Here is a 25,595-nt window from a genome sequence, read left to right as displayed (position 1 = left end):
TCGCTACGCAGGGCAAGCTCGCTCGATGGCGGCTTTTAGCTCGGAAACGCAAACTGGCTTTTGCAGATAGTCCGATATGAAAGCAGGTTTCTGATCGACAGCGGGATCGTAAGACGAAACGATGATAAAAGGAATGTCTTGCTTTTCGACGATTTCGTTCGCGGCCTCAACTCCAGATTTCTCTGGCATGCGAAAATCAGTGATCACCAGATCGGGGCGTTCGGCATCGCAAACCGCAACCAGAGCCAGACCGTCGGCTGCTTCCCCAACGACGTTGTAGCCAAGTCGCGTGAGCAGTCGGCGAAGCCCGTGACGAATATCTGCTTCGTCATCGGCAATCACGATTTTGAGTTTGGTTGTCATATCGTCGAGAGCCTCGCTCCCGCCTGCTACAGGTTTTATCGTGACCACGGGTGAGTGAGTCGGGACACGCTGATTGTTCGCAATGGACGACATATTAAGCACAGTTGATCAAAGAAAGTTTTTCGCAAACCATTCCAGACCCAGCTTTTCTTCAATCCGTCCGCGTGCAACCGACGCCCGTTCGCTAAGGTCGGACATTTCTGCATCACGCTGGAATCAAAACCGGCAGCTAGGCATGACGCGGCAACGAGATTCGAAACTCAGCGCCTATCTTCCCGTCAACAACCGTGATCGAGCCTTCATGTGCGTCGATGAATCTTTTGGCAATTGCCATGCCCAAGCCGGTCCCTTTGGCCTTTGTGGTGTGAAAAGCGTCAAAAACACGAGCTTTCACCTCATCGGGCATCCCGGGACCGTTATCACGGACCGAGATTGAAATTGCAGGTTTGCCATCGATGTCCGTATTTGCACAAGTGACCGTAACCTGCACAGGGTCACGGCCGGCAGCGAGCGAATTTTCGAAGAGGTTGCGAAACACCTGTTCCAGCCGAAATGCGTCGAAGCGACAAGTTAAATCATCGCAAGTCGAATGCTCAATCAATTCAGCTTTCCGATCCGCATGCGAGACCTGCAAGTTACTCCACGCGAGTCGCCAGACATCCGACAAATCGCCATCGGTCATTTCCAGCTGAATCGGGCCAGCAAAGCTCCGTAGATCGTTGTGCAAATGCTCCAGATCGTGTTTGGCTCGAAAGATCCGCTCAAGATCTTCGCGTTCTTCCGTGCCTTCTGCGATTTCGTAACGCAACACATCGACACCCACCTGAATCCGCTGCAACGCATTGCGGCTTTCGTGAGCAATCGCAGACACCATCTGCCCCATCGCCGCCAGTCGTTCTGACTGCAAAAGTTTGTGTTGGCTCTCCGCCAGTTTTGCCTCTGCAATTTTGCGATCGGTAATGTCACGCACCATACCGATGTACCCGTGTGGCGTTCCCGATTCATCACGAATGGTCGCGCCCATCAGTTCGCCCGGAAACGTTTCACCGGACTTCCGACGCCACATGACTTCCTTGATCTCAAGATTCTCGTGCGACTCCGGGTTAAACCTTTCCTTCGCCAACAGTTGAAAGTCATCAGGATTGGCGTACAGAACAGAAGTCAGTTTGCCGAGGACTTCTTCTGGCTCGTATCCGAAAATTCGCGACGCACTACGGCTGAAATGAGTAATTCTCCGATCAAGACCACCGGAAATTAGAGCGTCCGGAACGCTCGCGACTAGCGTTTTCAGCACGGCGCGTTCCCGCTCGACTTCTTGCTGATACCGGACTCGCTCGATGGCAAGTGCTGCCAGGTTTGCGCTGCCGGTTACAAAATCCAGTTCACTCTGATTGGGCTTTCGCGGTTCACGGTAGTACATCGCAAACGTCCCGAGGATCTCCCCTGCTGAATCCATGATCGGTTCCGACCAACAGGCCCGAAGCGAAGCATCGAGCGCAAATTGTCGAACGCTTTTCCAAAGCGGATCCGTGGCGATATCCTCGACGATGATTCGCTTGCCAAAGTAAGCCGCCGTACCGCAGGAACCGACTTCTGGTCCTGGAGCAGTGCCATCAACAACATTGCAATAGCTCTCGGGCAAGCTCCTGGATGCGCCATGTCTCAGTAAACCGCTCTGCCTGTCCAGCAACAGTATTGAGCCGATCATGTCCGGCCGTGTTTCCTCGGCGACAGCGACGAGCGTGTCCAGAGTTTCCTCCAGCGACGCACCTTGAGCCAGTCGCCGAAGGACGCGTGTCTGACCACGCAGTTCGCTTTCCAGCATTTTGTGTTCTTCGTGCATCCCGCCCAGTGTAATAGTTTCTCACGCATTTTGCTGGTGCTGAATCGTTCTGGCAGACGAAGCAGTAGCCCCGGGGACGAATTCCTGACAAAATCCGGATTGGAATCGAACAGGAGCACTCGCCCCGACGCTGTAACCATCCGACTGCCTCCACTACAATGCCCTCGCCATGAAAGAATCTTTCGACATTCTGTTTGTAGACGATGACGACGACCTTGCCGCAGGCTACGTTCGATGGTTTGAAAAAAACGGACACAACGTGATCCATACGACCAGCGGACAGGACGGCATCAGCCAGTGCGATAAAAGAGATTTCGGGATCGCGGTTCTGGATTGGAATCTTCCCGGACTCAGCGGGTTGGAACTGGTGCAACGCATGCGCGACGTGAATCCGGACACCGAAGTCATTGTGCTGACCGGAGAAGGAACGATCCAGAACGCCGTTGAGTCGATGCGTCGAGGCGTGTTTGATTTTTTGTCCAAGCCGTTTTCGATGCCGGAGTTGGAACGAAGATGTATTGCCGCGATGGAGCGTCGTCAACTTCGTAAAGAGAATTCTCAACTTCGGGAAGTCATTGACCGCTCGCAACCGCCCGCGAAGGAGATGATCGGGCAGTCCGAAGCGATCGCGAAAGTCTTTCGGTTGATTGAGCGCGTTGCGCCAACCGACAACCCGGTTCTAATCGAAGGCGAAAGCGGAACGGGTAAGGAACTGGTGGCTCAAGCGATCCATCGAGGAAGTTCCCGATCCGCCCGACCGATGGTGACGGTAAATTGTGCGGCACTGCCGGAACAATTGGTTGAGAGCGAGCTGTTTGGCCACGAGAAGGGTTCGTTTACTGGTGCCACCGCCGCAAAACCAGGCTTGTTCGAAGTCGCCGATGGCAGCACACTGTTTATCGATGAAATCGGCGAGATGCCGCTGGCTCTACAGCCCAAACTTCTTCGAGTCCTCGAAGACGGCTCGCTGCGACGGGTCGGTTCAGAAAAAGAGCGTCGTGTCGATGTGAGAATCGTGGCCGCGACGAATCGGAATCTGAAGACGGAAGTCGAAGAAGGCCGCTTTCGCGAAGACCTCTACTATCGGATTAACGTGCTGACCGTCGAGTTGCCGCCATTGCGCGACCGCGGTGATGACATTGGAATGCTGGTAAATCATTTCGTCGGCGAAACGCACGAACTGGAAGACGACGCCAGGGCTTCGTTGGAATCTTACGAGTGGCCCGGTAACGTTCGCCAACTGATCAACACCATCAAGCGTGCTAAAATCCTTGCGGATGACTTGATCACGATCGACGATTTGCCGGAAGAACTGGATAAGGGTTCGGACTCCAGTTTGGTCCGCTCTACCAACGGGTCAATGGCTGCGGGATCGTTGATGGCTTTACAATGCCAACATATTAAAGACGTGCTTGAACAGGAAAACGGCAATAAATCGGCGGCGGCTCGCGTCCTGGGCGTAGAGCGTCGCAAGCTCTATCGCATGATGAAGCAGCACGGAATCGAAGGCTAGGGACGAATGACCGACACCAGTCCAATGGCCGCAAGGAATATGAACTGGATTTGCCGCAGCGACTATGGGCCGCCCAATCTGCGATCAATTGCCTGACGATTAGCTGTCTGACAGAAGCTTTCGCATCAGGACCGAAACGTCCGGGTTGGCGTAAAGTGCATCGATCATTTCAATGTACACTTCAGCGAAGCGATGGTTCTGGGCCAGACCGCCGAACACCTGTTTCAGTTTCAGGAAGGATAACTTGTCCCTGCCCGTTTCCTTCGCGGCATTGTGTAGCAGCGTTTTTAGCTCGTCGACGATCTCCAGTTCCTTGCCGTGTTGATCGACGCCTTTGTCACTGTAGTAGCACCATGCTGCGACCACCAATGCCGCGAATTTGATGCTGCCGCCGCGTTCCAGATTGTCATTAATTGTCGGAATCAGAAAGACAGGAAGCTTGCTGGAACTTTCCAAGCAGATCCGTTCCAGTCGATCCTTGATGTTTGGATTGCCAAATCGCTCGATCAGCGTGTCTTTGTACTGGTCCAGGTCAATGCCTGCGACAGCGTCGAGCGTTGGCGTGGCTTCGACATCCATAAACGTTCGCAAGTAAGAAGCAAACAACTCGTCCTTGACACAGCCGTCGATCGTCTCGTGGCCAAAAATCGAGCCGAGAATCCCCAACACGGAATGTCCGGCGTTGAGCAGCCTCAGCTTCATCGTCTCGTAAGGCGTCACATCGGAAACGAATTGTGCTCCGACTTTCTCCCATTCGGGCCGACCGTTGGAAAAGTTGTCTTCAATGACCCATTGGCAAAACGGCTCGCAAGTCACCGGCCACGCGTCGTGGAATCCGAACGTATTCGCAAGGTAATTGATGTCGGCTTCGGTAGTGACTGGCGTGATCCGATCGACCATCGCGTTGGGGAAACTGACTTCGTCTTCAATCCATTTTGCCAACTCAGCATCCTGTCGGTTCGCGAAATCCAGCAAAATCTTCCGCGTCAGATCACCGTTGTGCTGAATATTGTCGCAGGATTGAACGGTGAATGCCGGTAGTCCATTGTCGCGCCGTTTCCGCAACGCGGCGGTCAGAAATCCGAAAACCAATCGTGGCGACGCAGGGTTCTCGAGATCGTGTTGTGCATCCGGGTTGGAGAAGTCAAATTTCCCGGTAGTCGCATCGACATTGTAGCCGCCTTCGGTGATCGTTAGTGAGACAATTCGCGTGTCTGGATGAGCCATTCGATCAATAACAGCCGACCGATCGTCTACTCCCAGAACGAAATCAACCAGCGAACCGATGACTCTGTTTTCGATTTCCCCGTCAGGATGTTTTTCGATCAGCGTGTAGAGGTAATCCTGTTTGCGAAGCACTTCGGCCATCCTGCGATCAGATTCTCGCAGACCGATGCCGCAGATCGCCCACTCGGAAGTTCCGCTCTCTTGCATCAGCTCATTGGTGTAAACAGCTTCGTGGGAGCGATGGAATCCGCCAACGCCAACGTGCACAATCCCCGCTGTCAGTTGGCCGCGATCGTAAGACGGCCGACCGATTTCGGCGGGTAGTTGCGATAGATTTTTCTGTTTCAACAGGAGCAGGTTGTTCATTTTAAAAACTGTCGATTTGATTGTTTTTGATCGAGGTTCGTCATTGTCTGATTCAGCATCGTCTGATCGGCAACGTGTCAGTTCGCGTCCGACTGGTTCAGCGATTTGGTACGTCGCAGCCTCCAGTAGGCGGACACGAAATAAGTGATTGTGAACACAAATCCCCAAGTATAAAAGATCCCGCGATGGTAATCGTAAGTCGAAACGTCTGGGCTTCGGAACATCACGTTGAGCGCCAACGCCAGTGTCAGGGCCAAGCTGGCTTGGGCGCTGACACGAAGGATTTTCGAAATCGTCGACGTATCGGCCGCGTGCTCTTTCTGCTGCGAAGATTGCTGCGTCTGGAATTTCCTGATCGCCAAATTCAGCTTCTCTTCTTCCGCTTCCTCGACCGGATACTTCTCGGCGGCTCCGTATCGTTGCGAAAGTACGGTGTACAAGACGATCGTAAAGACCCACGTCGGAAGGAACAGATAGAAGAAAGACATCACGTTCAGTGCGTTTAGCCCAAACCCAAACACGAGGCCGGCTCCCCACGACGCGACCGCCGGCGTGCTATGCGTCAGCTTGCGGTAGCGAGCCCAGTATCGTGTGAAGCCGATGCGCGGAAAGACAACGTGTTCCGCGAAAACGATGGCTCCAACGGGAACGACCAGCAATCCGGCATAGGTTAACAGCGGAAGGATCTGGCGATACACGAACGGAAAACAAGCGATTGCCACCGTCGCACAGCCCACTGCAAAAGTGACTTTCTTTCGTGAATGGTTGTGAAAGATGGCTTGCGCTGCGAGGCCCGCGCGGTACAAGTTCGCGTTCGCTGTTGTCCAGCCCGCCACAATCACGATCACGTAACCAGACAGTCCGAGAGCATTGAACGCGACGTCGCCAGGATCCAGTTCGACAATCGTGGACTTCAGCAAAACGGCTGCTCCGGCTCCCATGATGCCTGCCGCGATCCACGCGATGTAGTGGCCAAAGAGCATCCCGGCACTGGTGCACAGCCCGTAAACTGATCGCCTGGCGTAGCGAAACAAAGCCATGTCGATCAAGCCAAAATGCGTGATCGTGTTGGCAGCCCACGCGAACCCGATGACTTCCCAGAGTCCGATGCCCGGTTCGCCGTTGCTGTTGGTGCCGGTCCAAATCGACTGGTCTCCGATCGTGATAAAGTCGGCCAAGCTCGACAGTGTCGTTCGCCCCAGAACATTCTCCGCGAGCGCCGGAAACAGTACCAATGCTCCGCTGATGAACATCACGACCAGCCACGGTCCGCAAACGCTTGAAAATTCTGCGACCGCGTTGAATCCATACATCGCCACCAACACGACGATCATTCCAACAGCCAACACGACGGCGACAAAAAATGCACTTGTGGGATACCATTGCAATTGAGCCGGGATGCCGAAGAGCAGTCGAACAGCGGTGCTCGATACGGTGATCATCGCTGCTGAAATGACGGCGAAGATCAGCACGTTGGCCCAGTTGTAGAGCTTCGTCATCGAATCGCCAGCGATCTTTTCCAGATAGGTGTACAGGCTGAGGCGAGTCTGAACAGCGATCGGTGCCGTGATCAGTGTCCAACTGAGGATGGCCAAAATGTTACCGATCAGCAAACCGATCAGGATGTCTTTCGTGGCCGCTCCCAATGAGACAAACGTTGCGCCGATCACGAACTCGGTCGCCGCTACGTGTTCGGCTGCGTAGAGCCCGACAAAGTGACGCCAACCGTGCAATTCGTGCTCGGGAATCGGCAGCTGTTCCGGCCTCATCGAGGCAATCGTCTGGGATGTCTCAGGTGTATTCATGTTTTCAAGGAGTGAATGATGACGTGGAGAGGGCGTGCGTGATCTCGGCGTGTGTCGGAGCATTGGCGCCCGAACGCATGCAGTTGATGGCTGCCGCGGTGACAGCGTAGTTCAATACTTCAGCCAGGACCTCGTTCGTCGGGATGCTGTCGATCGAATTCTTGCAAAGCAAGGAAGCCAGACTTGCGGCCGAGAAACAGTCTCCTGCACCGACGGTGTCCACGGTTTCGACGACCGGAGCTGCCACGAAAACGTCTCCCCCAGATTTCGTGATCGCGTGGGCTCCTTTGGCTCCCATTGTCAGCAAGCCCAATGCGACATCATGCTTGTCCATGACTTCGACCAGGTAGTCGTGCGGATGAACTTCCGGCGCGATCCACTCAATGTCTTCATCGGACAACTTGACGATACGCGAAGCGTCGTAGATTTTCGCCAGTCGCTGCAGGAACGATTCGCGATCCTTGATAAACGTCGGGCGAATATTGGGATCCACGAACACGGGACACGCCACGTCGTTGAGAAACTCTGCCCAAATGTCGGCGTCCTGACCGTGAGCGATTGCCAATCCGCCAATGTAGAAAGCTTTCGCCGCCGAAGGCATCGCGGCCTTGACTCGCTGCAAATCTATATCCCGATCGGCAGTGCGCTCGCGATAGAACGAGTACGACGGGTGGCCGGTTGCGTCTTTTTTGACAATCGCCAATCCGGACGGCGCATTTGATCGCGGCGAAAGCGCGATGACGTTCAACTCCTCCATCTCGGCGACAAAGTCATCTCCGAACGAGTCGGTCGACACTGGTGACAGATAGCCGGTTTTCACTTCCATCTTCGCAGCGCCTTTGGCGACGTTGTAGGGCCCGCCGCCGGTGAAAGCTTGAAACTGACCTTTGCGATCGCTTACTTCAATTAGGTCAACAATGGTTTCACCAGCAACAACCAGCATAACTTTTCTCTTAAAGGACTCGCGTTCGCAAGGTTCGCGATTCTGGACCATCGCCTAATTCGTAGTCGGCGTCATCCGACGAACCAAACTTTCAGCAAACCAAACTTTGACATTTGTCGATCATAGCAAATTTCATTCCGCCTTAAATGGCAGGCAAAGTTCGATTCTACGCCATCCGTTTTGCGATAGAGCTGGTTTCGCAATTTTTGAAATTGTCCGTTCCGTGACATTCAGGACGACGACTGCGCACATCTGGGCACCAAAATTAAAGATCTGGCAGACCAGTCCAAGTCTCGTCGTTGGCACAGGCTTTGCGAACCTCATGCGATGACAAGTAGCTCCCGCCTTCTCTCACTTGCAGCGACGCATTGAACGTTCAGGGGGACATGACTTCGGCAACCAATGCTGAAACCCTGGTCTCCGCCATCGTTCCGCGACATATTCTGGTACCTTGCACCTACATCCAACTCTCAACCCATCACGCAGCACGTGGGACGCCACTGCTACTTGCAAACGAAACAAATATACAACAAATGGAGAAGAAATCATGAAAGCAATGCTCATCAAAACTTACGGCGAAGACGCGAAGTTCGAAGCGGTCGAAGTCGACAAACCAGAAGTCAAATCCGGCCACGTCCTGGTCAAGATCGCCGCATCAAGCGTTAACACCGTCGACACAATGATCCGCAAGATGGGGGAAGACCTTCCGCTTTCACCCGAGGCACCCGCCATTCTCGGGATGGACTTTGCCGGCACGATCGAAGCCGTCGGTGAAGACGTCACTGATTTTTCAGCCGGCGACGAAGTTTACGGCTGCGCCGGCGGACTGGCGGACTTGCCGGGAACGCTCGCGGAGTACATCGCTGCCGACGCAAAACTAATCGCTCGCAAACCAAAGAACCTGTCGATGGCCGAAACCGCCGCGTTGCCGCTGGTTGCCATCACGGCTTACGAAGGTCTGACTCGGGCGGGAATCAAAAAAGGACAGAAAGTTCTGGTTCACGGCGGTTCCGGCGGCGTGGGGCACATCGCTGTTCAACTCGCCAAATACTGGGGCGCCGACGTCTACTCAACAGGCGGCGGCGACAGCCAGTTGGCACTCATTGAAAAGCTTGGTGCGACCGGCATCAATTACAAATCGGAGTCGGTCGAAGACTACGTGGCCAAGCACACCGACGGATCCGGTTTCGACATTGTTTACGATTCAGTCGGTGGAGAAAACCTTACCAAGTCCTTTGAGGCTTCCGCTCTCAACGGCAACGTCGCCACAACGGTTTCGATGTGCGAGTTGGATTTGACTCCTGCTCACTTCAAGGGATTGTCGTTGCACGTGGTGTTCATGCTGATTCCGATGCTGCATGATTTCAAGCGTGAACAGCATGGCGAGATCCTGACCAAGCTGGCCGAGATCATCGAAGCCGGCGAACTGAAACCCGTACTGGATGAGAAACTTTTCTCTCTTGAAGAAGCCAGTGCAGCTCATGCTCGTCTGGAAAGCGGCAAAGGCATGGGTAAAGTTGTTATTGAAAATTAGGAAGCCTTACCCTTGAGGAATATCGAAATGAATAGTCAAGGCAAACTGATTTTGCCATTGCTGGTTGCACTGCTAAGCGTCGTCGTGCTCAGCACTGGTTGTGGCCCGAAGGCCGAAACGATCGCTCAGAAAGTCGTCCAACCGGTTAACCCCGAGCACTTTATCGCCGACAGCCTGGTCGAACCGATCAAGAAGGAGATCCGCACGCTCAGCGATGGCAGTAGAGCAGAATGTTATGTCATCACGACCAGGAGTGTTCCCTCCGATCACACAATCGGTCCGTGGGTTCCAAAGCATGTGACCGACGGCGAAGACAAGGGCGGGATCTGGATCAAGGATGGGCACGTGTACAACGTGTCCGGAGAATTCATCGCTCATCTGGACGAACTCTACGATGACCCGGAGTGGAACCTTGTGCGAGAAGACGGAAGCATCAAAGTCACCGACACGAAAGAGGCTTTTGATCTGGCCGCGCGGCCCAACGTTGATCCGCGATATCACAATCATGCCGTCGAGTGCCCTCCTGATGTTGTCGAATGGAAAAGCAATCACAACGTCTATGTTATTCCGGTGAATCCAGCCTATCGTTCAGTGGTGACTGACTTCCGGAAAGTCGGCGACGGACATGGCCCTGTCGGCGTGGCGTTCAACGGCGTCAAGTACGATCCGCCTGCTCCGATTCATGCCATCATCAAAGCCCACACGATTGCGCCTTTCGATCATTCGGGCGGGCACGTCAATCCGCACGCTGGCTATCACTACCATGCGGCGACGGGAAACACGAAAGAGATCGAGCAACCCGACGGCCACGCTCCCATGATCGGTTACGCGTTGGATGGATTTGGAATTTACGCTCATCTCGATCAGGACGGAAAAGAGCCTGTGGACCTGGATGAGTGTAGCGGGCACTACGACGACGTTCGCGGCTACCACTATCACGCGAGTCCTGCGGGTGACAATCAAATCATCGCTGCGTTTCGCGGGATCGCCGGATCAGCCAACGTCGTCAAGCCTGAGTAGTTCCAGTTTCGGCAATACGCAGATCGACCTCAACCTGTTCCGACTTCAACCCAATTCGTATTCCTTGACCCTCCCGATTCAGTTTGCTGCTGTAAAGGAAAAACTGATGCTTAGAAAACTTATCGCAACCCGGCTGACGTTCATCGTCCTGCTGACCACCGGTATCACGACCAATATGGCAACCAATAGCGTCGACGGCCAAACGCAAGTCGAACCGAAAACGGCGTTGAGGATGCTCAATGCTCAACAACAACAGTTTCAGCAGAAAGTCGTCAAAGTCGCGGACAATGTTTACGTTGCCGTCGGCTTCCATGGAGCCAACACATCGATGATCGTCGGGGACGATGGCGTGATCATCATCGACACGCTCAAAGGACCCTCCAGCGCGGCCAAGGCCTTTGAAGCCTTTCGCAAACACAGCGACAAACCAGTCAAAGCCATCATCTACACCCACAGTTATGGCGACCACATCGGCGGCGCGTCGGCTTTCGTCGAAGGTGAAACACCGGACATCTACGGTACGGAAAGTTTCGGGTCGGCCGAAGGCGTGAACAAAGCCGTCAGCACGGTGAAGGCGAAACGCAATCTCCGCCAGTTCGGGCGAGACCTGTCGGCACTCGAAAGTACCAATCGAGGTGTGGCTCCGGCGATGACTGCCGATCACGACGGCGGCAAAGGTTACCTTCCGCCCAACGTCACAGTCCCCAACAGTGGTCTGAAGACGACGATCGCCGGTGTCGAAATCGAGTTTCACATCGGTCCGGGAGAGACCGACGATGCGATGTTCATCTGGCTGCCGAAGCAACAAGTTCTGTTTGCGGGCGACAACTTCTATAGCTCTTTCCCCAACCTGTATGCGATTCGCGGCACGGCCTATCGCGACGTTTTGAGCTGGTCAGAAAGCGTCGCGAAGATGGCTGAGTTTGAGCCACGGGTTTTGGTCCCGGGCCACACGATGCCGATCCGCGGCAAAGAGCAGGCGACCACGGCCCTGAAAGATTACAGCGAAGCGATCGGCAGCATCTACAAGCAAACGGTCAACGGCATCAACGCGGGCAAAGGCCCCGATCAACTTGCGCACGCAGTTAAACTGCCGGAGCGTCTGAGAGACAAGCCTTACCTCATCGAATACTACGGCACGGTGCCCCATGCCGTAAGAGCGATTTACTCTGGGCTGCTCGGCTGGTACGACGGAAACCCGACCACGCTGAGCCCTTTGCAACCCAAGATCAAAGCGCAGAAGATCGCTGAACTTGCCGGCGGCACCAAAAATCTGACCAGCCAGATGCAAGCCGCGTTGGAGAAAGGCGAATTCCAATGGGCGTTGGAGCTCTCGGACCATTTGAAGTGGCTCGACGACGCCGACAGAAAACTGGCTCGGAAGGTAAAGATCGAAGCGCTGCGCGGTTTGGCGGCAAGAGAGTACAACGCGCCGAATCGAAACTACTACGTGAGTTACGCCAATGAGCTGGAGTCTGGTCGTCTCAGTGAGTTGTGGTTCTGACGTATTCGGCACCTCTCCTTACGGAGAACTGCTGCCTGATTCTCAAACGCAGAGTTAGAGAATACAACTTGAAAGAAACTGATATGTCGAAACGAATTCTCATTACAGGCGCGACCAGCGGCATCGGGCTAGAGACTGCCAGAATGCTGTTGTCGCGAGGCCATGAGGTGTTGCTGCACGGTCGAAGCGCCTCGAAACTCGCTTCTGCCAAACAGTCCTTGAACATCCAACTCACGGGCACGGAACTCAAAACTTACGCAGCTGATTTGTCTCGCCTTTCGGAGGTGGAGTCACTCGCCGCGGCAGTTTCCGAGCAGCATGGCGTTATTGACATTCTGATCAACAACGCAGGCGTCTTCACCGTTTCCAGTCCCGTCACCGAAGATGGGCTCGACGTGCGATTCATGGTCAACACAATTGCTCCCTGGCTTCTGACACAACGACTACTGCCGACGCTGAACAGGAATGGGCGAGTCATCAATCTTTCTTCGGCGGCACAAGCGCCGGTTGATTTGGGCGCGTTAGCTGGAACACCCCGGCTCGATGACAGCCAAGCTTACGCGCAGAGCAAGCTGGCGTTAACGATGTGGTCCCGACATCTTGCGTTGGAACTGGGAAACGACGGTCCCGCAATAATTGCCGTGAATCCCGGGTCGTTCCTGGGCAGCAAAATGGTGAAAGAAGCCTACGGCGCAGACGGTAAGGATCTGGCTATCGGCGCAAGGATTCTCACACGCGCGGCGCTTGGTGAGGAATTCGCGAATGCGACAGGCATGTACTTCGACAACGACTCCGAACGCTTCGCCCCCCCCATTTGGATGGCCTTGATGCCAGCAAATGCAAGGAAATCGTCACGACGATTGAATCAGTACTGTCGTCAATTGCTAACGACTAGACGTCCAGTGTCTTTGAACAAAGTGCGCTCGTCCCGAACAGTTGCGCACATGCGGGCAGCGCCGATTCCGTTTTGATCGAATCTTCGCGGTTTACTGCCGGTTTCCAACTGGCACACAGGTTGCTACGGGAAAAAGCATCGCCAATTGGAAAGCCAGAGCGGTATATCGACTGAGCATTCAGGCGAAAGCAGAATGCTTTGCCAACTCAGTCGAGACATCAACCAATCCCGCCAGCCGTACCGACAACGGCTTTCTGACACCTGCCATTTAAGGAGACAAAGATGTTAGACACGCAAACGCAAACAGGAACAGAGGACAGGGACATCACCTACTACGCGAAAAAGCGTTATACAGCCAAGGCCTACGACCGTGAAAAGAAGATCTCGCCGGAGAACATCAGCAAGGTCAAAGAGCTGCTTCGATTTAGTCCATCGAGCACCAATGCCCAACCTTGGCATTTCATTTTGGCGTCGTCCGAAGAAGGCAAGGATCGCATCGCCAATTCCACCGACGATTTGTATCCATTCAACAGTCCATCGATCCGCAACGCTTCGCACGTAGTGGTATTCGCCAGTCGACTCGCGATTGAAGAGGACTTTCTGCTAAGAGTGCTGCAACAGGAGGACCGCGACGGGCGTTTCGCTGCTGACCCATCTTTCAAAATGAAAATGCACGGTGGACGCAAGATGTTCGTCAACTTGCACAAGCAGGACTATAAGGACGTTCAGCACTGGATCGACAAACAGGTTTACCTCAACATTGGTCAGTTTTTGCTGGGCGTCGCGACGTTGGGAATCGACGCAACTCCGATGGAAGGCATTGACGTCAAAGTGCTCGACGAAGAACTTGGCCTCCGTGAAAAGGGATACTCTAGCCTTGTCGTCGTGACGCTCGGATATCACGATCCAGAAGAAGACTACAACGCCAATCTCCCGAAGTCTCGATTGCCGTACGCCGAGATCTTGACTGAAGTCTAAAGTCTTTCCGACACGGCATTCTCTGTTTACGCCAGACGAATAGCCGTGTTGTTCATCAACGTATCATCCAGTCGCTGCCTTGTCCTTCCGATGGAATTGCGACTGCAGCATGAACGATCATGGAGTCGAACATGCTTATTTCCCAAACAGCGATCCCAGAACCCGACGCGAAATCTTTAGCGATGATACGACCATTTGAAGACTCGGATTGGCCAGCAACTTGGCAGATTCTCGAACCCGTGCTCCGCGCGGGTGAGACTTACCCTTTCCCAACAGACATCACCGAAGAGATGGCTCGCCACTTTTGGGTTGAATCACCATTGGCGACTTTTGTTGCGTTGAACGAGGATCGCGAGGTCATCGGGACGTACTACATTAAGGCCAACCATGCCGGCCCCGGCAATCATGTCAGCAATTGCGGCTACGTCGTTTCGGACAAAGCCCGAGGCAAAGGCGTTGCATCGGCGATGTGTGAACACTCTCAGCAAAAAGCCATCATCCGCGGCTTTCAAGCCATGCAATACAACCTTGTCGTGGCCACCAACGAAGCAGCCATTCGCCTTTGGAAAAAACACGGGTTTGCGATCGTCGGAACTCTTCCCGATGCCTTCTACCATCCGCGTTTCAATTACGTGGACGCTCATATCATGTATAAGAAACTAAAACTACAGCCTTAGTCGCTGATTCCGTTTTCAGCCTCTTGATCTTCGGCTGACTCCGCACACCAACAGGCTGAGAAATCCAAAAGAGAGCGTGGTCGGTTCGGAGACGGCAACCGTTTCAATGCTGAACCCGCGACTTCTTTCGTCGCTGGTCTCGATGAACGCGTGCGCATCCGACGAGTAGTCGATCGTAAAGTAGCCCTTCGAGTCAGCCACGTTGGAATCGTCCGCGATGTCTTCGATGCTGGCAGCAATAGTGACTTGCTCGTTGCCGACAAGCTCGTCGAGATAGCTCAAGTTTCCGACAGTCGATGGCTGATCAAGCTCCGTCTTTGTAGCCAGGTCTTCGCTTCCGATCCAAGAAACGACGGAATCCGGAGTTCCTTCAATGATTTGATCGTAGCTGGCGCGGTCTCCTGTCGTAATCCCGTCGAATGCGTTGGGATCAACTTGTTCAGCAATTGCGACACGCGGCACCGAAACTGCCAGGAGAACGAACATTAGAAAGAGCAAACGCATTTGAGCACTTGGGTTGCGATAAGGAGTTTCGATCACGGAATCATGGTTCATCCAGGTGAAACTGTTCCGGGCTTAATCCTTATCGAACCAGCCGATGAATTTGTGAAATTCCATCCGCATAAAGCGACTGATGATTACCCTCTTACACCGCTTGTCGTGAGATTGGATCAGGGCAACAAGTTTCAGAACGCGCTATTGCACAGTCTTCACGGCATTCAAAATTTGCTGTCGCCGCATAGCCACCATTGAACGGGTTCACCCGACTCAGGGCATTCGCCTCGCGCTATCGTCCGGCCTCGCAACCTTTTGCTGGACGAGACAGAAACGCAATCGAATGACGAAAATGGACCAGCATCCTGCACTACTGCTCTGCCCCTCAGGCCTTTTCTCTGACTTCCTACCGGAGGTTTCAAGGCGCAACCAGAAAGTGGACTTGCTGATTACAACCAGCCACAAAAAAAGCGGTGAGCAAAACATTGCTCACCGCTCTGAATTCAAAAAGTTGGCTGAAGCCTACTTGTTGCGTTCTTCTTTTTCCTTGCGACGCTTCTCAACGACTTCTTCCTGGATGTTGCCAGGTACCTGACGGTAACCTTTGACTTCCATCGAGAAAGTTGCCTGTCCCTGCGACATCGAACGCAAGTCAGTCGCGTATCCGAAAGTCTCACTGAGTGGAACTTCGCACATGATCGTGACCGTGCCGTCCGCTTTCACGTCGGTTGATTCAACGATGCCACGACGCGATGTCAGGTCACCAACGATACCACCCTGGAATTGCTCCGGTGATTCGATTTCGACCAACATCACTGGCTCAAGCAGAACCGGTTTTGTCTTTGGCATGTACTCACGGAACATACCGCGAGCAGCCGTCTGGAACGCCATCTCTGAAGAGTCAACGTCGTGGTACGAACCGTCTTTGAGGTGACACTTCAGTCCCACAACCGGGTACTCGGCGAGCACACCTTTGACGATCGAAGTCCGTAGACCTTTTTCAACCGCAGGAATGAACTGCTTTGGAATACGACCAGAAACGATCGAATCCTCGAATACAAAACGCTCGTCGCCGCCCTCTTCGTCGTCCTCAGCGAGAACTTCCAGAGCACCTTTGATGTGAGCGAATTGACCCGAACCACCAGACTGTTTCTTGTGCTTGTAGTCGAAATCAGCAGACTTCGTCGGCGTCTCGCGATACGAAACTTTCGGAGCACCAACGGTGACTTCAAGTTTGTATTCACGCTTGATACGCTCAACGTAAATATCGAGGTGAAGCTCACCCATTCCCGCGATCAACGTTTCACCAGACTCTTCGTCGGTAGAAACGCGGAACGTAGGATCTTCCTTGCGGAAACGCTGTAAAGCTTTACCAAGTTTTTCGCTCGAGCTACGCTCAGCAGGTTCGATCGCGACGGTGATAACGGCTTCTGGAACGAAAATGTTTTCCAGTGAACACATCTTCGGTGCATCGGCGTAAGTATCACCAGAAGCCGCATCGATACCCATGATCGCAACGATATCGCCAGCTTCGGCTTCATCGAGCTCTTCACGTTTATCCGAGTGCATACGAACAATTCGGCTGAAACGTTCTTTACGTCCGGTACGCTGGTTGTAATACGTTTCACCCTTCTTGATCGTACCTTGGTAGATACGCATGTAAGTCAGCTGGCCGAACGCGTCTTCGACGAGCTTGAACCCCATGCCAACGAATGGCTTCTTCGGATCTGGCTCAAGCGGATATTCCTCTTCCGGATTGTCAAAAGCTTTCGCCTTGATCTCACGCTCCAGCGGTGACGGCAAGTATTCACAAACCGCGTCGATCAAAGGCTGGACTCCTTTGTTGCCCAATGCCGTGCCCATGTAGACTGGCGTGATACTTTGCGACTGAATCGCTTCTTTGGCAACTTTGTAAACCAACTCGCTAGGAACTTCTTCTTCGCTGAGAAGCATTTCCATCATCTCGTCGCTGAACATCGAAAGTGCCTCGAGCATTTCCTGACGCTTTTCAGCAACTTCGTCCTTGAGCTCCTCAGGGCAATCTTTCTCAATGACTTTCTCGCCCTTGGCACCTTCGTGGTAATACGCCTTGCCTGTGATCAGGTCGACACAACCTTCGAAAGTTTCGCCAGCCCCAATTGGGTACTGGAACATGACGGCGTTCGCGTTGAGCTTGTCGCGCATCTGTTGCATAACGCTAAACGGATCCGCACCCGTTCGGTCCATCTTGTTGATGAAAGCCAAACGAGGCACACCGTAACGTCGCATTTGACGATCCACAGTAAGCGATTGAGCCTGAACACCACCGACCGAGCACAGAACCAGAACGGCGCCGTCGAGAACGCGAAGCGAACGCTCTACTTCAACCGTGAAGTCAACGTGACCAGGCGTGTCGATCAGGTTGATTGAGTAATCACCCCAAGTCACTGACGTCGCAGCACTTGTGATCGTGATGCCGCGCTCCTTCTCGAGTTCCATGTGGTCCATGGTCGCGCCGTCACCGCCACCGCGAACTTCCTCAATCTTGTGAATACGACCTGTGTAAAACAGGATACGCTCACTCAGAGTCGTTTTTCCGGAGTCAATGTGGGCGGAGATACCGATGTTTCGGACTTTTTTCAGGTTCATTCAAGCACCAGCAACTAGCGTTGTCCCGTAGGGTGAGAAGTTAATAAATATTCGCAAAATCAACACGGTAATGTTCGGCAAAGCAATTGTGGACCGGTAACGCAAATGCTGCGTTGATGCTCAAGGAGTCAAAGAAAGCGACGTTATTGAATCGATTCCAGTCGAATCGAAAAATGGACTCCTGGCGGTTTTGGTCACCACTGGCTAAAGGCCGAGATTATTCCGCACCGGAATCTTAATTGAATCGACGATTTAGAAAAGACCACTTACTAATAATCCACGAATGTCTTCGACACAGCGACGACGGCCAAGGCTCAGTAAAATCTCCACAGACAAAGCTCGCCCCTCGCAGAATGAGAATCCGCTTAACGAGCGATGCATGGTCATCCGCGAAACGACGACAGATCACTTCATCCCGCATTCTGCGTATGGAAAAGGCCTGACCAACGTTGTTCGAGGGCTTAGTCTCGTCCGCAATGAGAATCAGCCGCCCTTATCGTGCGAACGAGTGATCTAAAAACTGGGTCAAGCCCGATCAGCCATTCCACCGCGCTTGCCCCCTCCAAAGAGCTCTATAGGCGGCGATCTTCGCGTTGCCGTGACAATATCAGATCGTCGTGCAACAATCGTGGGTTATATTATCAGCAGGGAAGTCTTTCGCGGCAGCTCCCTGACTCGTTTCCAAACGGCCGCAGCGTAGAAAACCATAGTGAGACAGGCTTGATGAGTTTGAGACCAGAATCGACAGGATGTTGCCGTTGGCAGTCAGTTTCCCGAGTGCTGCTAAGCGGAATCTGCTCAGTACTGGGCGTGGCAGTTGTCGCCACCGCGTTGCTTTCGGATAGCGGACTTTCGCCACTTCATGCCGCTCGAATTTTGAACGATGACGACAACGAGACACCTGCGCCAGAAGAGCCTGTGCTGGCCGCAGCCAGTAACGCGGGCGTGTCGGCGATCGATTCTTTCAAGTTCCCGGAAGGCGTCATCTGCGAGCAGTACGCTGCCGAGCCTGACGTTGGCAACATTGTCGCCATCCACCGTGACTACCAGGGCAATATGTATGTTTGCGAAACGTATCGCCAGGGAAAAGCGATCGAAGACAATCGGAATCACTCGTATTGGCTGGACGACGACCTGCAGGCCCAGACCGTTCAGGACCGGATTGACTATGTGCTTAAGCATCACCCGGAAGCCAAAGAATCGTACACGCGTTTCGACGATCGCATCCGTGTGTTGTCCGACACGGACGGCGACGGCAAAGCAGACGTTTCAAAAGTCTTCGCCAATGGCTTCAACGATTTGGAAATGGGAACCGGTGCCGGAGTGCTCTCCTATCGAGGCAACGTTTACTACACATGTATTCCCGACTTGTTCATGCTCAAGGACACTGACGGCGACCTCGTTTCCGATGAGCGCACGTCGCTATCGACAGGTTACGGAGTCCGTTTTGCGTTTCGCGGACATGATTCGCATGGATTGATTGTTGGGCCTGACGGACGCTTGTATTTCAGCATCGGGGACCGCGGCTACGACATTGCACCGAACTTGCGTGATCCAGCCAGTGGAGCTGTTTTCCGTTGCAATCTCGACGGCAGCAACCTGGAAGTTTTCGCAACCGGTTTGCGTAACCCGCAGGAACTCGCGTTCGACGACTATGGCGACCTGTTCACCGGAGACAACAACTCCGACGGTGGCGACGAAGCACGTTGGACTTACGTCGTTCCCGGCGGCGACTCTGGCTGGCGAATGTATTTTCAATACCTTGGCGATCGCGGACCGTGGAATCGCGAGTTGATTTGGGATGATGAAAACACGGACAAACCGGCTTATGTGATCCCGTGTATCAAAAACATTTCTGATGGACCGTCGGGGCTTGAGTACTACCCGGGCACCGGATTTTCAGACGATTTCAACGAGCGGTTCTTTCTCTGCGACTTCCGCGGTACTCCAGGAAACAGCGGCGTACGTTCGTTTCGCAACAAGCCACAAGGAGCGTTTTACGAACTGGTCGATGACGAGCAACCGTTTTGGGCGACGCTAGTAACGGACATCGATTTTGCTTCCGACGGCAAGCTCTATCTTTCTGACTGGGTGTTCGGTTGGGAAGGGGAAAACAAGGGCCGGATCTATACGTTCTTCGATGAGGAAAAGATCAAGGATCCGATCGTCAAAGAAGTTGAATCCATCCTGCGTGACGGACTTGCCGACAAACCGGTTGAAGAAGTCGCCGGCCTGCTCGGCCATAAAGACCAACGCGTGCGACAAGAGGCACAGTTCGAATTGGTTCGCCGTAAGGACGTGGACATGCTTCGAACGTCGGCTTCCGGAGGAGACGCAACGCTACCTCGCATCCACGCGATGTGGGGAATCGGACAATTGCTCCGCGGTGGAATGGCTGCGGATGAAAAACTGGAAAAACAGATGCTGGCGTGGTTCGACGATGGCGATCAATTCGTGCGTCGCGAAGCCGTTCGTTTGGCGACTGAGTTCTTTCCCGCAATGCAGGCGAAGTTGGTCAAGCATTGTGCTGACGAGAGCGCCAAAGTTCGCTATGAAGCAGCGATGGGGCTGGGCACGATCGGAAACGATTCCTCAGCCGACGCGATTGTGAAACTGCTGACCGAGAACGACAACACGGACCCAATCGTTCGTCATGGAGGCATCATGGCGATCCGTGGAATCGCGATCAAGGAACACGAAAAAGGCGAATCCAACTTCATCGATGCGATGGCCTCGCATGAGTCGGCTGCCGTTCGCCTGGCGACCGTGGTCGCACTTCGCAAACAGTTCGAGTTCAATGTGCTGAACACGCGAGACAACACCTATGTCTCACGATTGCTCGGTAAACTGGTTGACGATTCGGACGCAAAGATTGCTCTTGAAGCAGCTCGAGCCGTACACGATTTACAAATGGATGATGTGATGGAACCGCTGGCGAAACTGGTCGCCAAATCGGGGCTGTCGGATCACATGATTCGTCGCGCGATCAGTGCCAACAATCGAATCGGTGACAAAGCGTCAGCAGAACGGTTGGGCAAATTCGTTTCCGAAAGCGACTATGAGTCGGACCGAAAAATCGACGCGATGAAGTTACTGGGAGCATGGGAAACTCCAGATCCACATGATCCCGTTAACAATTCGTATCGCCAGATCGACAATTCGCGCCGCAATGTTGCCGACGCAGTTGCCGTGCTTGGCGACGTCCTCGACAACCTTGATTCGATTGACAAAACAGTCGTGGCTGAGGTCGTCAATGTCGCAGCGAAACTTCGGGTCAAGAAAGCTGCACCGCAGATCCTGAACATTGTGATGGACAAAAATGCCCGCGGCCAGACGCGCGCTTCGGCGTTGGTTTCGCTTGAGGAACTGAAGTTCGAAGGTCTCGACAATGCTCTCACGTCGCTTGACGCTGAAGGCGACGCGATGCCTCGCGAGCTCACGTCGGCCTACATTGATGTGCTGTCCCGAAAAGATCCGTCGTTGGCTGCCTTGAAGCTTGGGAAACTCATCGAAGACAACAGCACGGAGAAAGGCGTCATTCAGCAAAAGCAAAAGGCTTTCGTAACGCTTGGCAACATGAAGAATCCTGAAAGTGAAACGATGCTCAACAACGCGTTCACCGCTTTAAAAGATGGCTCGTTGACTCAGGAACTTGGACTCGATGTCCTCAAAGCTTGTGAACAGCGTGGGGGAACGTTGGCTGAAAAAGCCAGCGGATACCTGAACGATCTTGCCGCGAAACCAAAGCTGGCGGACCGTTACACGTGGGCGTTGAAAGGCGGCGACGCGGATGCGGGACGCGACGTGTTCCGCTACAAGGGAGAAGTTTCCTGTCGACGTTGCCATCGCATTGATGGTGACGGAGGCCGAGTCGGGCCCGATATTTCAGGCGTTGGGAAAATCTACGATCGGTTCGGCGTTTTGGAGTCTGTCGTTGATCCAAATGCAAAGATCGCGGATGGGTTCGGGCAAATTATTGTGGCAACAGACGATGGCTTGACTCACGTCGGAGTCGTCAAAGAACAAACCGAAACGCAGCTCGCGTTGATGGACAATGAAGGTGTCGTCAGCTGGATTGACCTCGACACCATCGAAGGCAGAAAAGACGGAAAGTCTTCGATGCCTGAGGGAATGGCTGAGCAACTTACGAAAGACGAGTTGCGAGACCTGGTCGAGTACCTTTCCAAACGCGTCACACCTGTAGCCCCAGCGGCAGCGGGTCACGAATAGGCGGCCGTTGCAGATTCACACAGGGTGGGCAATGTTGCCCGCCCTTTTTTTTCGCCTTGCGAGAGAACGTCAGCGGCGACTCGCCAAATCCTGTTGATCGGTATCCGCGATGCGGGCTACAGCTCTAATTGCCAAAACTCGACATCGATCCAGCGGTCGAATTTGAATCCGACTTTCTCGAACACACCGACTTTGCGAAAACCCATCGAACGGTGCGTCGCAATACTGGCTTCGTTGGGCAGCGAAATTCCGGCGATCACGCTGCGAAACTTTCTCTCACGCAATTGCTGAAACAGCTCCAGATACAATCGCTTGCCGATGCCCTGCCCTCCCCACCCGTCGCGAAGATAAATTGCGCTTTCGACAACGAAGCGGTACGCGACTCGTTCACGCCACTTGCCCGCGTAAGCAAATCCGACGACCTGGTCCGTTTCCGGATCGACAAAACTCAGCCACGGAAATCCACCATCGGTGACGTTGCGGATCCGAGCCTCGAAGACTGAGGCGTCGACCCGATCGTATTCGAACGTCACAATCGTTTCGTCGATATAGTGATTGTAGATGTCGGCGAACGCGGCGGCGTCAGACGCCTGGACTGGACGGATCATGAGCAGACTGTTTTCAGAAAAAGAAACCGAAGTTGGACGGAGGTATTCTGGAACACAGAATCGCCCTGGGAACCTGGGTAACGAGTGTAGCAACTGCCGGAAACATTTGAATCTTCAGGAACGAGCCAGATCGCCCACCGGTGAGCGGAACCTCCGATAACGTCGCTGGACCCGTTGACATTTTAAGCCCAAAAAAACTATGATAATTGGTTCAACGATTTCGTAATTCGCACCACCGCGACCAGCTAAAAGGTTCCAAAATGAGTTCGCCTTCCGACGCTTTCAATACCCGTACCACGTTCAACGCTGCGGGGAAAGAAATCGGTATCTACCAGATCGGCAAGCTCCAGGAGCAAGGCATCGGCAATGTCGACAAACTGCCTTTCTCGATTCGTGTTTTGCTGGAGTCCGTGTTGCGAAACTGTGACGGCAAGATCGTCACCAAAGAAGACGTCGTCAATCTCGCCAACTATGACGCGTCGAGTCCAGCCAAAGTCGAGATCCCGTTCAAACCTGCACGCGTTGTATTGCAGGACTTCACCGGCGTTCCAGCCGTCGTGGACCTGGCGGCAATGCGAAACGCAATGGCCCGACTCGGTGGCGACGCAAAGAAGATCAATCCGCTGATTCCTGTCGACCTCGTGATTGACCACTCGGTGCAAGTCGACCAGTTCGGCAGTAGCGCGGCACTATCGGCAAACGTCGAACTTGAGTTCAAACGCAACCGCGAGCGTTACGAATTTCTTCGCTGGGGCCAGAAAGCGTTTGACAATTTTCGCGTCGTTCCGCCAAACGTCGGAATCGTTCACCAGGTGAATCTTGAATTTCTGGCAAAAGGCGTTTTCGTTCGCGAAGACGAACAGGGCCCTGTCGCGGTTCCGGACACGCTGGTCGGCACTGACTCGCACACGACAATGATCAACGGCCTGGGAGTTTTGGGTTGGGGTGTCGGCGGCATCGAAGCTGAAGCCGCGATGTTGGGCCAGCCAATCTACATGCTGTTGCCGGAAGTCGTCGGATTCGAATTGGTTGGAAAACTTTCTCCGGGAGCCACGGCAACGGACATGGTTCTGACCGCGACGCAGCAACTTCGCGAAGCCGGCGTGGTCGGAAAATTCGTTGAGTTCTTTGGCGAAGGCGTGAACAGCATGCCTCTGGCGGACCGAGCAACGCTGGCGAATATGGCGCCTGAATACGGTGCGACAATGGGTTTCTTCCCGATCGACGACGAGACACTGGACTACATGCGCCGAACAGGTCGTTCCACCGAAGAAGTTCAAACGGTGGAGGCTTACACGAAAGCCCAAGGCCTGTTCCGAACCGGCGAAGAGAAGATTGAGTTCACTCGCACGCTAAAGCTGGACCTGTCGACGGTTGAACCTTCGCTTGCCGGCCCCAAACGGCCCCAGGATCGCATCGCGCTTTCTGACATGAAGAACGCTTTCAACAGCTCTCTGGTCGCGCCGGTCGGACACAGCGGATTCGGACTCGATACGGACGTGCTCGATAAGGAAGCCAAGGTCGAAAACAACGGTCATTCCTCGATGATCGGCCACGGCGCCGTCGTCATTGCGGCGATCACCAGCTGCACCAACACCAGTAACCCGTCCGTTATGATCGCGGCCGGATTGTTGGCCAAGAAAGCTGCCGAACGCGGCTTGACCGTTCCGCCATACGTGAAAACCAGCCTCGCTCCGGGCTCTCGCGTCGTCACGGAATACCTCGACAAATCTGGCCTGACAAAGTCGCTGGAATCGCTCGGATTCCACACCGTTGGATACGGCTGCACATCGTGCATCGGCAACAGCGGGCCGCTGCCGCAACCTGTTTCTGACGCCATCGTTGCCGGTGAGTTGGTCGCGTCGAGCGTCCTGTCCGGAAACCGGAACTTTGAAGGTCGCGTCAATCCGATGACCAAAGCCAACTACCTCGCCAGCCCACCGCTGGTCGTGGCGTACGCTTTGGCAGGCACCACGGACATCGACTTGGTGACCGAACCGCTGGGCAAGGATTCGAGCGGTGCCGATGTGTTCCTGAAAGACGTCTGGCCTTCACACGACGAAGTCCAAACGGTTCTCGACGCGAGCCTTTCGCCGGAAATGTTCCAAAACCAATACGGCAACGCGTTTGATTCGAATGAAACCTGGAACGCGATCAAAGTCGGCGAAGGTGACCTGTACGAATGGAGCGATGCGAGTACTTATATTCAGGAGCCTCCATTCCTCGCCGGTTTGACGAAGGAAGTGAAGTCCATTGAACCGATCAGCGGTGCTCGATGTTTGGCTTTGCTTGGCGACAGCGTCACGACGGACCACATTTCTCCTGCGGGCGCAATCGCCAAAGACGGCCCTGCCGGTCGATACTTGCAGGAACATGGCGTTGAGCCGGCTTCGTTCAACAGCTTCGGTTCGCGGCGCGGAAACGATCGCGTGATGGTCCGCGGTACGTTCGCCAACATTCGCATCCGTAACCAGTTGGCGCCGGGCACCGAAGGCGGATGGACGACGCATATCCCTTCGGGTGAAGTCATGTCGATCTACGACGCATCGATGAAGTATCAGGCTGATGACACTTCGCTGGTCGTGCTTGCCGGGAAAGAGTACGGCACGGGTTCGAGTCGCGACTGGGCGGCCAAGGGCACGATGATGCTTGGCGTGAAAGCTGTGATCGCTGCCAGCTACGAGCGGATCCACCGCAGTAATTTGGTCGGCATGGGAATTTTGCCGCTAGAATTCGCGGACGGCCAGTCTTGGCAGTCGATTGGCTTGACAGGGAAAGAGACGTTCTCGATCCCAGATCTTGGCGACGACTTGCAGCCTCGTTCAACGATCAAGGTCACGGCAACGGACGACGACGGGAAAGAGCTGACGTTCGACGCAGTGGTTCGAATCGACACGCCGGTCGAAATGGACTATTACCGCAACGGCGGGATTCTGCAGACCGTTTTGCGAAACTTGCTGTAGTCG

Annotated in this window: 17 protein-coding genes; 9 read left to right on the top strand and 8 right to left on the bottom strand. The window is 54.0% G+C overall.

Annotation, left to right across the window (positions count from 1 at the left end):
- Window positions 1–3 precede the first annotated feature (3 nt).
- Both MFFC18_RS11920 and MFFC18_RS11915 read right to left on the bottom strand, forming a co-directional pair.
- The gene (locus MFFC18_RS11920) at window positions 4–363 is read right to left on the bottom strand and encodes a response regulator (protein WP_075084616.1); all 360 of its coding nucleotides are present in this window, start codon (window positions 361–363) and stop codon (window positions 4–6) included.
- Between the two features lie 229 nt (window positions 364–592).
- Window positions 593–2,206, bottom strand: coding sequence for a sensor histidine kinase (locus tag MFFC18_RS11915; RefSeq protein ID WP_075084601.1), 1,614 nt, complete (start codon window positions 2,204–2,206; stop codon window positions 593–595).
- Window positions 2,207–2,375: 169 nt separating this feature from the next.
- Here MFFC18_RS11915 and MFFC18_RS11910 point away from each other — a divergent pair, with 169 nt between their 5' ends.
- Window positions 2,376–3,719 (top strand): sigma-54-dependent transcriptional regulator, encoded by a 1,344-nt coding sequence (locus MFFC18_RS11910; RefSeq protein ID WP_075084600.1) that lies wholly within the window; start codon window positions 2,376–2,378, stop codon window positions 3,717–3,719.
- Between the two features lie 99 nt (window positions 3,720–3,818).
- On the opposite strand, the gene MFFC18_RS11905 is transcribed toward MFFC18_RS11910, so the two are convergent.
- The 3 genes from MFFC18_RS11905 to MFFC18_RS11895 all read right to left on the bottom strand — a co-directional run bounded on the left by MFFC18_RS11905 (window position 3,819) and on the right by MFFC18_RS11895 (window position 8,060).
- The gene (locus MFFC18_RS11905) at window positions 3,819–5,312 is read right to left on the bottom strand and encodes a mannitol dehydrogenase family protein (protein ID WP_075084599.1); all 1,494 of its coding nucleotides are present in this window, start codon (window positions 5,310–5,312) and stop codon (window positions 3,819–3,821) included.
- 77 nt (window positions 5,313–5,389) lie between these two features.
- Window positions 5,390–7,117 (bottom strand): purine-cytosine permease family protein, encoded by a 1,728-nt coding sequence (locus MFFC18_RS11900; RefSeq protein ID WP_075084598.1) that lies wholly within the window; start codon window positions 7,115–7,117, stop codon window positions 5,390–5,392.
- Between the two features lie 4 nt (window positions 7,118–7,121).
- Window positions 7,122–8,060: a carbohydrate kinase family protein gene (locus tag MFFC18_RS11895; protein WP_157665151.1), complete on the bottom strand. Its 939-nt coding sequence runs from the start codon at window positions 8,058–8,060 to the stop codon at window positions 7,122–7,124.
- A gap of 547 nt (window positions 8,061–8,607) precedes the next feature.
- Here MFFC18_RS11895 and MFFC18_RS11890 point away from each other — a divergent pair.
- From MFFC18_RS11890 to MFFC18_RS11865, 6 genes are all read left to right on the top strand, one after another.
- Window positions 8,608–9,594, top strand: a complete 987-nt coding sequence (locus tag MFFC18_RS11890) for a zinc-dependent alcohol dehydrogenase family protein (protein WP_075084596.1) — start codon at window positions 8,608–8,610, stop codon at window positions 9,592–9,594.
- Window positions 9,595–9,621: 27 nt separating this feature from the next.
- On the top strand, window positions 9,622–10,614 hold the full coding sequence (locus MFFC18_RS11885) for a YHYH protein (RefSeq protein ID WP_075084595.1): 993 nt from the start codon (window positions 9,622–9,624) through the stop codon (window positions 10,612–10,614).
- Window positions 10,615–10,789: 175 nt separating this feature from the next.
- The gene (locus MFFC18_RS11880) at window positions 10,790–12,118 is read left to right on the top strand and encodes an alkyl/aryl-sulfatase (protein WP_202907541.1); all 1,329 of its coding nucleotides are present in this window, start codon (window positions 10,790–10,792) and stop codon (window positions 12,116–12,118) included.
- Window positions 12,119–12,186: 68 nt separating this feature from the next.
- Complete coding sequence (locus tag MFFC18_RS11875; protein WP_244949111.1) at window positions 12,187–13,089, top strand: SDR family NAD(P)-dependent oxidoreductase; 903 nt, start codon at window positions 12,187–12,189, stop codon at window positions 13,087–13,089.
- Between the two features lie 206 nt (window positions 13,090–13,295).
- Window positions 13,296–13,991, top strand: a complete 696-nt coding sequence (gene nfsB, locus MFFC18_RS11870; protein WP_075084593.1) for an oxygen-insensitive NAD(P)H nitroreductase — start codon at window positions 13,296–13,298, stop codon at window positions 13,989–13,991.
- A gap of 131 nt (window positions 13,992–14,122) precedes the next feature.
- On the top strand, window positions 14,123–14,668 hold the full coding sequence (locus MFFC18_RS11865) for a GNAT family N-acetyltransferase (protein ID WP_244949110.1): 546 nt from the start codon (window positions 14,123–14,125) through the stop codon (window positions 14,666–14,668).
- Between the two features lie 15 nt (window positions 14,669–14,683).
- Here the strand turns inward: MFFC18_RS11865 and MFFC18_RS11860 are convergent, their stop codons facing one another.
- Together MFFC18_RS11860 and fusA are read right to left on the bottom strand one after the other, a co-directional pair.
- The gene (locus MFFC18_RS11860) at window positions 14,684–15,223 is read right to left on the bottom strand and encodes a hypothetical protein (RefSeq protein ID WP_075084592.1); all 540 of its coding nucleotides are present in this window, start codon (window positions 15,221–15,223) and stop codon (window positions 14,684–14,686) included.
- Window positions 15,224–15,685: 462 nt separating this feature from the next.
- Entirely contained in the window at window positions 15,686–17,791 is a 2,106-nt protein-coding gene (gene fusA, locus MFFC18_RS11855; RefSeq protein WP_075084590.1) for an elongation factor G, read from the bottom strand.
- A gap of 723 nt (window positions 17,792–18,514) precedes the next feature.
- Between fusA and MFFC18_RS11850 the strand changes: the two genes are divergently transcribed.
- Window positions 18,515–22,021 (top strand): DUF7133 domain-containing protein, encoded by a 3,507-nt coding sequence (locus MFFC18_RS11850; RefSeq protein ID WP_084417124.1) that lies wholly within the window; start codon window positions 18,515–18,517, stop codon window positions 22,019–22,021.
- A gap of 116 nt (window positions 22,022–22,137) precedes the next feature.
- Here the strand turns inward: MFFC18_RS11850 and MFFC18_RS11845 are convergent, their stop codons facing one another.
- The gene (locus MFFC18_RS11845) at window positions 22,138–22,629 is read right to left on the bottom strand and encodes a GNAT family N-acetyltransferase (RefSeq protein ID WP_075084588.1); all 492 of its coding nucleotides are present in this window, start codon (window positions 22,627–22,629) and stop codon (window positions 22,138–22,140) included.
- A gap of 260 nt (window positions 22,630–22,889) precedes the next feature.
- Here MFFC18_RS11845 and acnA point away from each other — a divergent pair, with 260 nt between their 5' ends.
- The gene (acnA, locus tag MFFC18_RS11840; RefSeq protein WP_075084587.1) at window positions 22,890–25,592 is read left to right on the top strand and encodes an aconitate hydratase AcnA; all 2,703 of its coding nucleotides are present in this window, start codon (window positions 22,890–22,892) and stop codon (window positions 25,590–25,592) included.
- Window positions 25,593–25,595 lie beyond the last annotated feature (3 nt).

Source organism: Mariniblastus fucicola (assembly GCF_008087665.1).
In the GTDB taxonomy this organism is placed as follows: Bacteria; Planctomycetota; Planctomycetia; order Pirellulales; family Pirellulaceae; genus Mariniblastus; species Mariniblastus fucicola.
This window is presented reverse-complemented; position numbering and strand designations above follow the sequence as displayed.

Bases quoted from the DNA above. Each gene is read 5' to 3' on its own strand.
- MFFC18_RS11920 (WP_075084616.1), bottom strand. From the start codon at position 363: ATGACAACCAAACTCAAAATCGTGATTGCCGATGACGAAGCAGATATT.
- MFFC18_RS11915 (WP_075084601.1), bottom strand. From the start codon at position 2,206: ATGCACGAAGAACACAAAATGCTGGAAAGCGAACTGCGTGGTCAGACA.
- MFFC18_RS11910 (WP_075084600.1), top strand. From the start codon at position 2,376: ATGAAAGAATCTTTCGACATTCTGTTTGTAGACGATGACGACGACCTT.
- MFFC18_RS11905 (WP_075084599.1), bottom strand. From the start codon at position 5,312: ATGAACAACCTGCTCCTGTTGAAACAGAAAAATCTATCGCAACTACCC.
- MFFC18_RS11900 (WP_075084598.1), bottom strand. From the start codon at position 7,117: ATGAATACACCTGAGACATCCCAGACGATTGCCTCGATGAGGCCGGAA.
- MFFC18_RS11895 (WP_157665151.1), bottom strand. From the start codon at position 8,060: ATGCTGGTTGTTGCTGGTGAAACCATTGTTGACCTAATTGAAGTAAGC.
- MFFC18_RS11890 (WP_075084596.1), top strand. From the start codon at position 8,608: ATGAAAGCAATGCTCATCAAAACTTACGGCGAAGACGCGAAGTTCGAA.
- MFFC18_RS11885 (WP_075084595.1), top strand. From the start codon at position 9,622: ATGAATAGTCAAGGCAAACTGATTTTGCCATTGCTGGTTGCACTGCTA.
- MFFC18_RS11880 (WP_202907541.1), top strand. From the start codon at position 10,790: ATGGCAACCAATAGCGTCGACGGCCAAACGCAAGTCGAACCGAAAACG.
- nfsB (WP_075084593.1), top strand. From the start codon at position 13,296: ATGTTAGACACGCAAACGCAAACAGGAACAGAGGACAGGGACATCACC.
- MFFC18_RS11865 (WP_244949110.1), top strand. From the start codon at position 14,123: ATGCTTATTTCCCAAACAGCGATCCCAGAACCCGACGCGAAATCTTTA.
- MFFC18_RS11860 (WP_075084592.1), bottom strand. From the start codon at position 15,223: ATGAACCATGATTCCGTGATCGAAACTCCTTATCGCAACCCAAGTGCT.
- fusA (WP_075084590.1), bottom strand. From the start codon at position 17,791: ATGAACCTGAAAAAAGTCCGAAACATCGGTATCTCCGCCCACATTGAC.
- MFFC18_RS11850 (WP_084417124.1), top strand. From the start codon at position 18,515: ATGAGTTTGAGACCAGAATCGACAGGATGTTGCCGTTGGCAGTCAGTT.
- MFFC18_RS11845 (WP_075084588.1), bottom strand. From the start codon at position 22,629: ATGATCCGTCCAGTCCAGGCGTCTGACGCCGCCGCGTTCGCCGACATC.
- acnA (WP_075084587.1), top strand. From the start codon at position 22,890: ATGAGTTCGCCTTCCGACGCTTTCAATACCCGTACCACGTTCAACGCT.